Raw genomic sequence first — 13627 nt, 5'->3', positions numbered from 1 at the left:
TGACAGTGCCGCCGGGCCCGGACCGTGCGGCCCCGGCGGCCCGGAGGAGACCGGGCAGGGGTGGTCAGGAGCGGGCCGGCAGATACGGGTGGTTGCCCGGAAGGCCGAGGTCGGACGGCAGCAGCCCGCCGACCCACACGTCCCGCAGGGTGCCCTTGTTGAGCAGGGCCGCGCGCAGCTCGCCCTCCATCCGGAATCCGGCCTTCTCGGCGACGGCCCGGGAACCGGTGTTCCCCACCTCGGCCCGCCACTCCACGCGGGTGGCGCCCAGCCTTGTGAAGGCCCAGTGGGACACGGCGGTGACACTCTCCGCCATCACGCCCCGCCCCCGGTGCTCCTTGCCCGTCCAGAAGCCGATCTCCCAGGTCCCCGAGAAGGTGCGCATGGTCACGGCGACCGACGCCATCAGCGGCCCGCCCTCGCGCGGCAGCACGGCGAACGTGCACATCGTGCTGCTGCGCCAGCCGTCGGGGACCATGTGCTCGGTGAAATCGGCCGCGTGCTGCCATTCGTAGGGGGAGGGAACCGTCGTCCACCGCTGGATGTCGGGATCCTGGCAGGCTTCGTGGACGGCTGCGGTGTCCTTGGGGGTGAAGGTCCGCAGCAGCAGGCGTTCCGTGGTGAGGGTGATCGGCTCCATGAAAGGATTCTGGTCAGCGCGGCGGCCCGGTGCGAGCACTTTTGCCGTCTCCCCGGCACCTTCCGTGCGTTCCACGCGTTCACCTGATGGCGGACAGCAGGCCTCAGTGGCCATGGACCTCCCGAGGCGGCGGGGTCCTCGCTTACGATGGCCGATGCGGTGGGGCCCACCTGCCGTGCCCGCGCCAGTGTCCATCACAGACCCAGTGCCAGGCCCGACCGGCAAGGAGACCAACCTCAGTGTCCGTCTTCAACAAGCTCATGCGTGCAGGCGAAGGCAAGATCCTGCGCAAACTGCACCGCATCGCGGACCAGGTCAACTCCATCGAAGAGGACTTCCTCGACCTCTCCGACGCCGAGTTGCGGGCGCTCACCGACGAGTACAAGCAGCGGTACCAAGACGGTGAGAGCCTGGACGACCTGATGCCCGAGGCGTTCGCGACCGTCCGCGAGGCGGCCAAGCGCGTGCTCGGCCAGCGCCACTACGACGTCCAGCTCATGGGCGGCGCCGCCCTGCACCTCGGGTACGTCGCCGAGATGAAGACCGGTGAGGGCAAGACCCTCGTCGGTACCCTCCCGGCGTATCTGAACGCGTTGTCCGGCAAGGGCGTCCACATCATCACGGTGAACGACTACCTGGCCGAGCGCGACTCCGAGATGATGGGCCGCGTCCACAAGTTCCTCGGCCTCGAGGTCGGCTGCATCCTGGCCAACATGTCGCCGTCCCAGCGCCGCGAGATGTACAACTGCGACATCACGTACGGCACGAACAACGAGTTCGGCTTCGACTACCTCCGCGACAACATGGCCTGGTCGCAGGAGGAGCTGGTCCAGCGCGGCCACAACTTCGCCTGTGTCGACGAGGTCGACTCCATCCTCGTCGACGAGGCCCGTACGCCGCTGATCATCTCCGGCCCCGCGGACCAGGCCACCAAGTGGTACGGCGACTTCGCCAAGCTGGTCACCCGCCTCACGAAGGGCGAGGCCGGGAACCAGCTCAAGGGCATCGAGGAGACCGGCGACTACGAGGTCGACGAGAAGAAGCGCACCGTCGCCATCCACGAGGCCGGTGTCGCCAAGGTCGAGGACTGGCTCGGCATCGACAACCTCTACGAGTCCGTGAACACCCCGCTCGTGGGCTACCTGAACAACGCCATCAAGGCCAAGGAACTGTTCAAGAAGGACAAGGACTACGTCGTCATCGACGGCGAAGTCATGATCGTCGACGAGCACACCGGCCGTATCCTCGCCGGTCGCCGCTACAACGAGGGCATGCACCAGGCGATCGAGGCGAAGGAAGGGGTGGACATCAAGGACGAGAACCAGACGCTCGCCACGATCACCCTGCAGAACTTCTTCCGCCTGTACGACAAGCTGTCCGGCATGACCGGTACGGCGATGACCGAGGCCGCCGAGTTCCACCAGATCTACAAGCTCGGCGTCGTACCGATCCCGACGAACAGGCCGATGGTCCGCATGGACCAGTCCGACCTGATCTACCGCACCGAGGTCGCCAAGTTCGCCGCCGTCGTCGACGACATCGCGGAGAAGCACGAGAAGGGCCAGCCGATCCTGGTCGGCACCACCTCGGTCGAGAAGTCCGAGTACCTCTCGCAGCAGCTCAGCAAGCGCGGTGTCCAGCACGAGGTGCTCAACGCCAAGCAGCACGACCGGGAGGCGACCATCGTCGCCCAGGCCGGCCGCAAGGGCGCCGTCACGGTGGCCACGAACATGGCCGGCCGTGGTACCGACATCAAGCTCGGCGGCAACCCGGACGATCTCGCCGAGGCGGAGCTGCGTCAGGCGGGTCTCGACCCGGTCGAGCACGTCGAGGAGTGGGCCGCGGCCCTGCCCGCCGCGCTCGAGCGCGCGGAGGCGGCCGTGAAGGCCGAACACGACGAGGTCAAGGAGCTCGGCGGCCTCTACGTGCTGGGCACCGAGCGGCACGAGTCCCGCCGTATCGACAACCAGCTGCGCGGCCGCAGCGGCCGTCAGGGCGACCCCGGCGAGTCCCGTTTCTACCTCTCGCTCGGTGACGACCTGATGCGCCTGTTCAAGGCGCAGATGGTCGAGCGTGTGATGTCGATGGCGAACGTGCCCGACGACGTCCCGATCGAGAACAAGATGGTCACCCGCGCGATCGCCTCGGCGCAGTCCCAGGTGGAGCAGCAGAACTTCGAGACGCGCAAGAACGTCCTGAAGTACGACGAGGTGCTGAACCGCCAGCGCGAGGTCATCTACGGCGAGCGCCGCCGTGTCCTGGAGGGCGAGGACCTGCACGAGCAGGTGCGCCACTTCATGGACGACACGATCGACGACTACATCCGCCAGGAGACCGCCGAGGGCTTCGCGGAGGAGTGGGACCTCGACCGCCTGTGGAACGCGTTCAAGCAGCTCTACCCCGTGAAGATCACGGTCGAGGAGCTGGAGGACGCGGCGGGCGACCGGGCCGGTATCACCGCCGAGTTCATCGGCGAGTCGATCAAGGAAGACATCCACGCGCAGTACGACGAGCGCGAGAAGCAGCTCGGCTCGGACATCATGCGTGAGCTCGAGCGGCGCGTCGTGCTGTCGGTCCTGGACCGCAAGTGGCGCGAGCACCTCTACGAGATGGACTACCTCCAGGAGGGCATCGGCCTGCGCGCGATGGCCCAGAAGGACCCCCTGGTCGAGTACCAGCGCGAGGGCTTCGACATGTTCACCGCCATGATGGAGGGCATCAAGGAGGAGTCCGTCGGCTACCTGTTCAACCTGGAGGTACAGGTCGAGCAGCAGGTCGAGGAGGTCCCGGTCGAGGCCGCGGAGAAGACCTCGCTGGCCAAGGAGGATGCCGTGCCCGCGGGCGCCGGGCGTCCCGAGATCCGCGCGAAGGGTCTCGAGGCTCCGCAGCGTCCCGACCGGCTGCACTTCTCCGCTCCGACGGTGGACGGCGAGGGCGGTGTCGTCGAGGGCGACTTCGACAACGGCGACGGCCCGGCGCGGTCGGAGTCGGACGGCATGACGCGGGCGGAGCGCCGCAAGGCGCAGAAGACGACGGGGCGCCGCCGCAAGAAGTGACCGGGTACGCCGTATCCGACGGCCGGGGCCGGACACCGTGAGGTGTCCGGCCCCGGCCGCGTTTCTCCTTGCGGTCCGGTTCGACCTGGGCCTTCCGTCGATTCAGGCCGGGCCTCGGCCCGGGGCGCCCGCCCGTCGCCGACTGCCGGCTGCTGGTATCCGGTGTCGCCGGGCGAGCCGCCGGCTGTGGCCCTGGGCGCTTCCCCAGGAGGCGTGACGCCATCCGGAGCGTGGCCGCGGAGACGGGTGCCGGGCCCCAGGTGCCGGGCCGCCCAGCCGGGTGGCGGGACACGGGTGTCGGCCTGGATGTGCCGGGTCGCCGAACCGGTCGGCACCGCCGCCGGTCTGCGGAGACGGTTTGCCGGGCCCGCGGGTGTCGGGCCGCTGACTGGGCCCCGCCGCGGTTCCTGTCGGTGGCCCCGGCCCGGTAGGGCCCTCAGGAGGCCGTACCCGGGCCGGGAGGTCCAGAGAGTACCGGTGGGGCTCATCGAGGCCCCCTGCGCGCCTGCCAGGGCCCGCACGAGCCGGTTCGAGGCCGGGCTCATCGTGCATCCGCCGTTTCGCGCCGTTCACCGCCCAGTTCCACCGCCGCGCACCGCCAGCGCAGGTCCGGGCCCTGCTCCAGGCGGAACGCCATCGCGCTGACCCGGTCGCCAGAGCCGATGCGGGCGAATGCCTCGATCACTCCCGGCCCCGGGTGGAACTCGCCGCAGTGGCGGACGACCGGTGTCACCCGGTCCGCCGGACGCAGCGGCGCCCCCGGTGCGAGGCGGACCAGCTGCTCGTACGCCTCTCCGATCGTGTGCCCGAGCATCCAGTGCACGGGACGCCGGCCGCTCAGCACCGCCAGCAGGCGGTCGGCGAACCAGTAGTGCGGTTTGTGCTGCCTGCCGCGTGCGCGGGTGAGTGCCGCCGCCGCGTGTGCGGCCGGCCGCCTCTGGTCGTGCCTGCCTGCGGGCCTGGTCCTGTCCATGCAGATCGCCCCCGATGCGCTGGTCCCGGTCGAGTACCGGGAAGTAGCTTCGACGGGGGAACTTCTATGGCGTCCACGGTGGTGCCGCAACGCGGGCCGCACTCCCACGGGCCCGGCGGTGAATGTCACCTATCAGGGTGAGGAAGTGCCGTGAGCACGGGGCGCGGGCACCTGCGGCGGTGTACGGGGTGGACGGCGGGCGGGGCGGCGAGCGCACTCCGAAGGGGTACGCCGCACGTATCCTGATGGCGTCACCGACTACGGAAAGCGGCCTGTCATGCGCGTGTACGTCCCCCTGACCCTTCCCGGTCTCGCAGCGGCGCACAAGGCGGGCGAACTCGGTCCCGGCCCGCTTGCCGCCTTCGCCGTCACCCCCGGCCTGCGCGAGTGGTACGTCTCCGACGACATCGAGGAACTCGAGTACGCCGCACTCAGCCGGGCCGCCGCCGCGTCCCTGAGGATGCTGGCCGGCGCTCCCGACGCGGCCCGCCGCCGTGTCGTCGTGGCCGTCGACGTGCCGGACCAGGACGCCGTCGCGGACCCCGACCGGGGTCTCGACCCGAGCGGGCTCGGCGAGGTTCGGCTCGCCGCCGCCGTCCCGATGGCCAAGGCGGCGGCCGTGCACGTGGACGCCGACGACGCGGTGGACGACGTCCTCGCCGCGGTGGCGGCGCTCGGCGCGGCCGACCACGGCGACGACGACGCGCAGTTCACCGTCGACGGCGCGGAGGACCACGAGCTGCTGTGGTTCGGTGTGCAGGAGATCCCGAACATCGTCGGCTGACCGGCCGCGGACGTTGTCGTACCCGGCCTGTACGGTTTCCGGCATGGGGAAGCAGGGGACGCGGGAGACGCGGGCACATCTGGTCTGGGACTGGAACGGCACACTCCTCGACGACATCGGTGCGGTCATCGAGGCGACCAATGCCGCCTTCGCGGAGCTCGGCCTCGAGCAGATAACGCTCGAGCGCTACCGCGAGCTGTACTGCGTGCCCGTCCCCCGTTTCTACGAGCGCCTCCTGGGGCGCCTGCCCACGGACGACGAGTGGCTCGTGATGGACGCCGCGTTCCACAGGCACTACTGGACGAGGGCCGAGACCTGCTCGCTCGCGGCCGGCGCGGCGGAGCTGCTCACCCGGCGCCAGCTGTCGGGGCTGACCCAGTCACTGCTCTCCCTGGCCCCGCACGAGCACCTGATACCGATCGTGCGGCGGCACGGCATCGAGGAGCGGTTCGTCCGCGTCGACGGCCGCGTCGGTGCGTCGACCTCCGGCAAGGCCGAGCACATGGTGCGCCACCTCGCGGGACTCACCGGGCTCACGGGCGTCACCGCCGAACGCGTCGTCGTCATCGGTGACGCGGCTGACGACGCCGTCGCGGCGGCTCATGTCGGCGCAAAGGCCGTGCTCTACACGGGCGGATCCCACAGCCGGGCCAGCCTGGAAACCGTGGGGGTGCCGGTGGTCGACTCACTGGAGGAGGCCGTGACCGTGGCGGAGGAACTGGTCGCCTGACCCGGCCCACGTCCCGGCCCGCGTCCCTGCCCACGACACGGCCCCCGGGGAGCAGACCGCCCTCCTGCCCGCCTTCATCCGTGCTGCGTCACGTCACAGGCGCCGTCTCCCGCAGCACCTTGAGGAACTCCCGCATCCAGGCCGGATGGTCCGGCCAGGCCCGTGAGGAGACCAGCAATCCGTCGACGACCGCCTCCACGTCCTGGAACGACGCCCCGGCCGCCTGCATGTCCAGCTCCAGCGCAGGGTAGGAGGTGACCCGGCGTCCCTCCAGCCCTCCGGTGGCCGCCGTCAGCAGCGGACCGTGGCAGATCTGGGCCACGGGCTTGTCGGAGTCGAAGAACGCCTTGAGAATCTTGCGGAGCTCCGGATCGTTGCGCAGATACTCCGGCGCTCGACCACCGGGGATCACGACGGCCGCGTACGATCCGGGGTCGACCTCGGAGAAGGCCAGGTCGGCCTGCCAGGTGTAGCCCGGCTTCTCGGTGTACGTGTCGAAGCCCGGCTCGAAGTCGTGCACGACGAATTGCAGCTTCTTGCGTGCGGGGGCCGCGATGTGTACCTCGTAGCCCTCCTCCAGCAGTCGCTGGTACGGATAGAAGACCTCCAGGGACTCCGCGGCGTCCCCGGTGACGATGAGGATCTTCGTGGTCATGGCTGCTCCCGGTTGATTGGTTGCCAAGAGGGCCTTTGTCGCTGTCCAGACTGTCAAACTTCGGACCCCGCTTTTGTACACATACGGCTCATGACGGTTCAGGGGTGCGGGGGGATAGCCTGGGGGCGTGATCAGCGCGATATGCCGTGGGGGCAGCGAAGCCCCCGGCCTGCGCCCGGAGTGCTACAGCGTCCGGGCGATCGCTGACCCCTCCCGTCCGGACTGTCTCCGCCAGACAGAAAAGGCCGACAACGGCCCGGACGACTCTCATCGCGGCATACCGTCGACTGTGACCGGACACCCCGCGTCGCAGCGATTCGCCGCATCTTTCACCTACGTCACGCAACGGCGCGCGACAGGAGCCAGAGGACATGCAGACCAAGCTGGACGAAGCCAAGGCCGAGCTGCTCGCACGGGCTGCCCGGGTAGCTGAGAACAGCCCGGCCGGGGGGCACCTTCCGACTGGGACAGATCAGGGAAAGCAGCCCGACCGGGACACCCTGCTCACGTACCTCCAGCGCTACTACCTGCACACAGCTCCGGAGGACCTCACCGGCCGCGACCCGGTCGACGTCTTCGGTGCGGCACTTTCCCACTACCGGCTCGCGGAGAACCGCCCGCAGGGCACGGCGAACGTCAGGGTCCACACCCCGACCGTCGAGGAGAACGGCTGGACCTGCAGCCACTCCGTCGTGGAAGTCGTCACCGACGACATGCCCTTCCTCGTCGACTCGGTCACCAACGAGCTGTCCCGGCAGGGTCGCGGCATCCACGTCGTGATCCACCCGCAGGTCGTCGTCCGGCGCGACGTGACCGGCAGGCTCATCGAGGTGCTGCCCTCCGGCACGAACGCCAAGGACCTTCCGCACGACGCCCTGGTCGAGTCGTGGATCCACGTCGAGATGGACCGCGAGACCGACCGCGCCGACCTGAAGCAGATCACCGCCGATCTGCTGCGTGTCCTGTCCGACGTCCGTGAGGCCGTCGAGGACTGGGAGAAGATGCGCGACGCCGCGCTGCGGATCGCCGAGGGTCTGCCGGACGAGCCCACCGCCGACGACCTGCCCGACCAGGACGTCGAGGAGGCCCGTGAGCTGCTGCGCTGGCTCGCCGCCGACCACTTCACGTTCCTCGGCTACCGGGAGTACGAGCTCACCGACTCCGACGCCCTCGCGGCGGTTCCCGGCACCGGCCTCGGCATCCTGCGCTCCGACCCCCAGCACAACGAGGACGAGACGCACCCGGTCAGCCCGTCCTTCAGCCGGCTGCCCGCCGACGCACGAGCCAAGGCCCGCGAGCACAAGCTGCTCGTGCTGACGAAGGCCAACAGCCGCGCCACCGTGCACCGCCCCAGCTACCTGGACTACGTCGGTGTGAAGAAGTTCGACGCCGACGGCAACGTCGTCGGCGAGCGCCGCTTCCTCGGACTGTTCTCGTCCGCCGCGTACACCGAGTCCGTGCGCCGCGTCCCCGTCGTCCGCCGCAAGGTCGCGGAGGTCCTGCAGGGCGCCGGCTTCTCGCCCAACAGCCACGACGGCCGCGACCTGCTGCAGATCCTCGAGACGTACCCGCGTGACGAGCTCTTCCAGACCCCCGCCGACCAGCTGCGGTCGATCGTCACCAGCGTCCTGTACCTCCAGGAACGCCGCAGGCTGCGCCTGTACCTGCGCCAGGACGAGTACGGGCGCTACTACTCCGCGCTCGTCTACCTGCCGCGCGACCGCTACACGACCGGTGTGCGGCTGCGGCTGATCGACATCCTCAAGGAGGAGCTCGGCGGCACCAGCGTCGACTTCACCGCCTGGAACACCGAGTCGATCCTCTCCCGTATCCACTTCGTGGTACGCGTCCCCGCCGGTACCGAGCTGCCGCACCTCACCGACGCGGACACCGAGCGCATCGAGGGCCGGCTGGTCGAGGCCGCCCGTTCCTGGGCCGACGGTTTCGGCGAGGCGCTGAACGCCGAGTTCGGCGAGGAGCACGCCGCGGAGCTGCTGCGCCGCTACGCCGGAGCGTTCCCCGAGGGCTACAAGGCCGACCACCCCCCGCGTTCCGCGGTGGCCGACCTGGTGCGCCTCGAGGAGGTCACCAGCTCCGAGAAGGACTTCGCGCTCTCCCTGTACGAGCCGGTCGGCGCGGGCCCCGGCGAGCGCCGCTTCAAGATCTACCGGACCGGTGAGCAGGTCTCCCTGTCGGCGGTGCTGCCCGTGCTGCAGCGCCTGGGCTGCGAGGTCGTCGACGAGCGCCCGTACGAGCTGCGCTGTGCCGACCGCACCCACGCCTGGATCTACGACTTCGGGCTGCGCATGCCGAAGAACGGCTCGAACGGCGACTACCTCGCCGACGACGCCCGCGAACGGTTCCAGGACGCCTTCGCCGCCGTCTGGACGGGCGAGGCCGAGAACGACGGCTTCAACTCGCTGGTCCTCGGCGCCGGGCTCAACTGGCGCGAGGCGATGGTGCTCCGCGCGTACGCGAAGTACCTGCGCCAGGCCGGTTCGACCTTCAGCCAGGACTACATGGAGGACACCCTCCGCAACAACGTCCACACCACCCGGCTGCTGGTCAACCTCTTCGAGGCGCGGATGGCGCCGGACCGCCAGCGGGCGGGCACCGAGCTGATCGACGGGCTGCTCGAGGAGCTCGACGGCGCGCTCGACCAGGTCGCCAGCCTCGACGAGGACCGCATCCTGCGTGCCTTCCTCACGGTCATCAAGGCCACGCTGCGCACGAACTTCTTCCAGGAGGCGGCGGGCGGCGCCACACACGGCTACGTGTCGATGAAGTTCGACCCGCAGGCCATCCCCGACCTGCCGGCCCCGCGGCCCGCGTTCGAGATCTGGGTGTACTCGCCGCGGGTCGAGGGCGTCCACCTGCGCTTCGGCAAGGTCGCGCGAGGCGGTCTGCGCTGGTCCGACCGGCGTGAGGACTTCCGTACGGAGATCCTCGGCCTGGTCAAGGCGCAGATGGTCAAGAACACCGTGATCGTGCCGGTCGGCGCCAAGGGCGGCTTCGTCGCCAAGCAGCTGCCGGACCCGTCCGTGGACCGTGACGCGTGGCTGGCGGAGGGCATCGCCTGCTACAAGATCTTCATCTCGGCGCTTCTCGACATCACCGACAACATGGTCGCGGGCGAGGTCGTACCGCCGGCCCAGGTGGTCCGGCACGACGAGGACGACACGTATCTCGTCGTCGCCGCGGACAAGGGCACCGCGTCCTTCTCCGACATCGCCAACGAAGTCGCGGTCGCGTACGACTTCTGGCTGGGCGACGCCTTCGCCTCCGGCGGCTCCGCCGGATACGACCACAAGGGCATGGGCATCACGGCCCGCGGTGCCTGGGAGTCCGTGAAGCGGCACTTCCGCGAGCTCGGCCACGACACCCAGACCGAGGACTTCACCGTCGTCGGTGTCGGTGACATGTCCGGTGACGTGTTCGGCAACGGCATGCTCCTGTCGGAGCACATCCGGCTCGTCGCCGCGTTCGACCACCGCCACATCTTCATCGACCCGAACCCGGACGCGGCCCTCTCCTACGCCGAGCGCCGCCGGCTCTTCGAGCTGCCCCGCTCCTCCTGGGCCGACTACAACAAGGAACTGCTGTCCCAGGGTGGCGGCATCCACCCGCGCAGCGCCAAGTCGATCCCGGTCAACGCGGCGATGCGAGAGGCCCTCGGCATCGATGCGGGCGTCACGAAGACGACCCCCGCGGAGCTGATGCAGACGATCCTCCAGGCGCCGGTCGACCTGCTGTGGAACGGCGGCATCGGCACCTACGTCAAGGCCGCCTCCGAGTCGAACGCCGACGTCGGCGACAAGGCCAACGACGCGATCCGCGTCAACGGCGAGGACCTGCGGGTCCGGGTCGTGGGCGAGGGCGGCAACCTGGGCTGCACGCAGCTGGGACGCATCGAGTTCGACCGCAACGGCGGAAAGATCAACACCGACGCCATCGACAACAGCGCCGGCGTCGACACCTCCGACCACGAGGTCAACATCAAGATCCTGCTCAACGGTCTCGTCACCGACGGGGACATGACCGTCAAGCAGCGCAACAAGCTGCTCGCCGAGATGACCGACGAGGTCGGCTCGCTGGTGCTGCGCAACAACTACGCGCAGAACACGGCGCTCGCCAACGCCGTCGCCCAGTCGCCCTCCCTGCTCCACGCCCACCAGCGCTTCATGCGCCGGCTCGGCCGGGACGGGGACCTCGACAGGGCGCTGGAGTTCCTGCCCAACGACCGGCAGATCCGTGAACTGCTGGGCGCCGGCAAGGGCATGAGCCAGCCCGAGCTGGCCGTGCTCCTCGCGTACACCAAGATCACGGTGGCGGACGACCTGATCGGGACCGGCCTGCCGGACGACCCGTACCTGCGCCGGCTGCTGCACGCCTACTTCCCCAAGCCGCTGCGGGAGAAGTTCGGCGACGCCATCGACGCCCACGCGCTGCGGCGCGAGATCATCACGACCGTGCTGGTCAACGACACGGTCAACACCGGTGGTTCGACCTTCCTGCACCGGCTGCGCGAGGAGACCGGGGCGTCGATCGAGGAGATCGTGCGGGCGCAGACCGCGGCGCGCGAGATCTTCGGGCTCGGCGCCGTGTGGGACGCCGTCGAGGCGCTCGACAACCAGGTCGCCGCGGACGTCCAGATCCGGATCCGGCTGCACTCGCGCCGGCTCGTCGAGCGCGGTACGCGCTGGCTGCTGGGCAACCGGCCGCAGCCGCTGGAGCTCGCGGAGACGATCGAGTTCTTCGCCGAGCGGGTCGAGCAGGTGTGGTCGGCGCTGCCGAAGATGCTGCGCGGCGCGGACCTGGAGTGGTACCAGGGCATCCTGGACGAGCTCACCGGGGCGGGCGTTCCGGAGTTCCTCGCGCTGCGGGTGGCCGGATTCTCCTCCGCCTTCCCGACGCTCGACATCGTCGCGATCGCGGACCGCAACGGGCAGGACCCGCTGGCGGTCGCCGAGGTGTACTACGACCTCGCGGACCGGCTCTCCATCACCAAGCTGATGGACCGGATCATCGAACTGCCGCGGGCTGACCGCTGGCAGTCCATGGCCCGCGCCTCCATCCGCGAGGACCTGTACGCGGCGCACGCGGCGCTCACGGCCGATGTGCTGTCCGTGGGCAACGGAACCTCGACGCCGGAGGAGCGCTTCCAGGCCTGGGAGCAGAAGAACGCGGCGATCCTGGGACGGGCGAGGTCGACGCTGGAGGAGATCCAGGGCTCGGACACGTTCGACCTGGCGAACCTGTCTGTCGCGATGCGGACGATGAGGCAGCTGCTGCGTACCCACAGCTGACGGGCACGCCGCGCAATCCGGACCCGGTTCCGCCGTGAGGCGGGGCCGGGTCCGCGCGCGTCGTGGGCGGCGCGCCGGGCGCCCCGCGCCCACCCCTCGGCGCTCGGGCACGGGTCCGTGCTCCGGCCTGCGTTCGGGGTGGGTCTGCGGAGGCTGTTCGGGCTGCGCCCGGTCGGGTGCCGTATCGCTGGTGCTGGTGCTGGTGCTGGTGCGGGTGCGGGTGCGTCCACGCGCCGTGCGGGTGTGTCCACGAGCCCGCGTCCGGGGCGGCACCCGCGCGCTCGTGTCCGGGTCTGCCCCTGCGCCCGTGTCGGGGGCCGTGCCCTGCACCCCCGTCCGAATCTGCCTTCGTGCCCGTGTCCTGGGCCGTGCCACGGGCGCTGTTCGGGTCGGGCCCCGGCGACCGCGCTACCGGGGCACGGCTGACCCGGGCCGTGCCCCGGTCGTGGCGGAGCCTGTCGCAGCGGCGGAGCGCGACTTCGCGGTGCTCAGTGGGTGCCGCGGAGGCGACGCCAGGTGCCGGCGCGGGGGTCCTGGGGGCGGTGCGCGGTCCGGGCCGCCGCGCGTTCGACGGCGGTGACGGCCGACGCGATCCGCTTCGGCAGCCAGCCGGCGTATTCGGACGGTCCGCACAGCTCGGCCACCTCCGCCGCCGACGGCCGGTCCTCCGGACGGGCAGCCAGGGTGGCGGTCAGCAGATGGCGCAGGGCAGGCGGGTGCGCGGACAGGTCGGGGGGTTCGCGGTCGGTGCCGGCGATGCGGGTCGCGACGACGAGCCCGCCGCCCTCGCCGTACGGATGGTGCCCGGTGGCCGCCTCCGCCGCCACGAGGCCCAGCGTGAAGATGTCGGAGGCCGGAGTGAGCTGTCGGCCCAGCGCGTGTTCCGGGGACATGTACTTGGGGGTTCCGACCATGCGGCCGACGGTGGTCAGCACGGATGTGCCGTCGGCGGTGCGCGCGATGCCGAAGTCCAGCAGCCAGGGCCCCTGCGCGGTCAGCAGCAGGTTCCCCGGTTTCACATCGCGGTGGATGAGGCCGGCGGTGTGCACGGCGTCCAGCGCGCGGGCCGCGCCGGCGGTCAGCCGGAGGACGCATGCCGGCGGCAGCGGACCGTGACCGTCCAGCGCTTCACCGAGCGGCAGCCCCGGTACGTAGCGGGTGGCGAGCCACGGCCGGTCCGCTTCCGCGTCGTGGTCGACGACCTGGGCGAGGTGCGGGCCGTGCACCCGCCGCGCCGCCTCGACCTCGCGGGCGAAGCGCCGGCGGAAGTTGTCGCTCCGCGCGTGCTCGCGGCGGATCAGTTTGAGGGCGACGGGCAGGGCGCCGTCGTGGCTGCTGGTGAGGAAGACGGTTCCCATGCCGCCCTCGCCGATCCGGGCCCGCAGCGGGTACCCGGCGATCTCGCGCGGGTCGTCGTCCCGCAGCGGTTGTGGCCCTCGACCGTTCATCCCGACCCATCCCCCCTCGCCGCCCGGCAGGGGAG

Annotated in this window: 8 protein-coding genes; 4 read left to right on the top strand and 4 right to left on the bottom strand. The window is 70.4% G+C overall.

All coding sequences use genetic code 11. From position 1 onward, the window contains the following. Positions 1-64 precede the first annotated feature (64 nt). Complete coding sequence (locus ACFYV1_RS22380; protein ID WP_389397274.1) at positions 65-640, bottom strand: GNAT family N-acetyltransferase; 576 nt, start codon at positions 638-640, stop codon at positions 65-67. Positions 641-879: 239 nt separating this feature from the next. Between ACFYV1_RS22380 and secA the strand changes: the two genes are divergently transcribed. Beyond that, positions 880-3696, top strand: coding sequence for a preprotein translocase subunit SecA (secA, locus tag ACFYV1_RS22375; RefSeq protein WP_389397273.1), 2817 nt, complete (start codon positions 880-882; stop codon positions 3694-3696). Between the two features lie 541 nt (positions 3697-4237). Here secA and ACFYV1_RS22370 read toward each other — a convergent pair. After that, complete coding sequence (locus ACFYV1_RS22370) at positions 4238-4669, bottom strand: Rv3235 family protein (RefSeq protein WP_389397272.1); 432 nt, start codon at positions 4667-4669, stop codon at positions 4238-4240. A gap of 277 nt (positions 4670-4946) precedes the next feature. Here ACFYV1_RS22370 and ACFYV1_RS22365 point away from each other — a divergent pair, with 277 nt between their 5' ends. Both ACFYV1_RS22365 and ACFYV1_RS22360 read left to right on the top strand, forming a co-directional pair. Continuing rightward, positions 4947-5453, top strand: coding sequence for a DUF6912 family protein (locus ACFYV1_RS22365; protein ID WP_389397271.1), 507 nt, complete (start codon positions 4947-4949; stop codon positions 5451-5453). 43 nt (positions 5454-5496) lie between these two features. Beyond that, positions 5497-6183 carry an HAD family hydrolase gene (locus ACFYV1_RS22360; RefSeq protein WP_389397270.1) on the top strand — a complete coding sequence of 229 codons (687 nt, stop codon included), beginning with the start codon at positions 5497-5499 and terminating at the stop codon, positions 6181-6183. 88 nt (positions 6184-6271) lie between these two features. On the opposite strand, the gene ACFYV1_RS22355 is transcribed toward ACFYV1_RS22360, so the two are convergent. Continuing rightward, complete coding sequence (locus ACFYV1_RS22355) at positions 6272-6838, bottom strand: DJ-1/PfpI family protein (protein ID WP_389397269.1); 567 nt, start codon at positions 6836-6838, stop codon at positions 6272-6274. A gap of 371 nt (positions 6839-7209) precedes the next feature. Between ACFYV1_RS22355 and ACFYV1_RS22350 the strand changes: the two genes are divergently transcribed. Beyond that, the gene (locus ACFYV1_RS22350) at positions 7210-12144 is read left to right on the top strand and encodes an NAD-glutamate dehydrogenase (RefSeq protein ID WP_389397268.1); all 4935 of its coding nucleotides are present in this window, start codon (positions 7210-7212) and stop codon (positions 12142-12144) included. 488 nt (positions 12145-12632) lie between these two features. On the opposite strand, the gene ACFYV1_RS22345 is transcribed toward ACFYV1_RS22350, so the two are convergent. Then, entirely contained in the window at positions 12633-13592 is a 960-nt protein-coding gene (locus ACFYV1_RS22345) for a serine/threonine-protein kinase (protein ID WP_389397267.1), read from the bottom strand. Between the last annotated feature and the right edge of the window lie 35 nt (positions 13593-13627).

Source organism: Streptomyces sp. NPDC003023, assembly GCF_042888225.1.
Classification (GTDB): Bacteria; Actinomycetota; Actinomycetes; order Streptomycetales; family Streptomycetaceae; genus Streptomyces.
The sequence above is the reverse complement of the archived record's forward strand: the minus strand, read 5'-3'. Positions and strand labels throughout refer to the sequence as shown.

Coding starts and splice junctions, on each gene's coding strand:
- ACFYV1_RS22380 (WP_389397274.1), bottom strand. CDS start 640: ATGGAGCCGATCACCCTCACCACGGAACGCCTGCTGCTGCGGACCTTC.
- ACFYV1_RS22370 (WP_389397272.1), bottom strand. CDS start 4,669: ATGGACAGGACCAGGCCCGCAGGCAGGCACGACCAGAGGCGGCCGGCC.
- ACFYV1_RS22365 (WP_389397271.1), top strand. CDS start 4,947: ATGCGCGTGTACGTCCCCCTGACCCTTCCCGGTCTCGCAGCGGCGCAC.
- ACFYV1_RS22360 (WP_389397270.1), top strand. CDS start 5,497: ATGGGGAAGCAGGGGACGCGGGAGACGCGGGCACATCTGGTCTGGGAC.
- ACFYV1_RS22355 (WP_389397269.1), bottom strand. CDS start 6,838: ATGACCACGAAGATCCTCATCGTCACCGGGGACGCCGCGGAGTCCCTG.
- ACFYV1_RS22350 (WP_389397268.1), top strand. CDS start 7,210: ATGCAGACCAAGCTGGACGAAGCCAAGGCCGAGCTGCTCGCACGGGCT.
- ACFYV1_RS22345 (WP_389397267.1), bottom strand. CDS start 13,592: ATGAACGGTCGAGGGCCACAACCGCTGCGGGACGACGACCCGCGCGAG.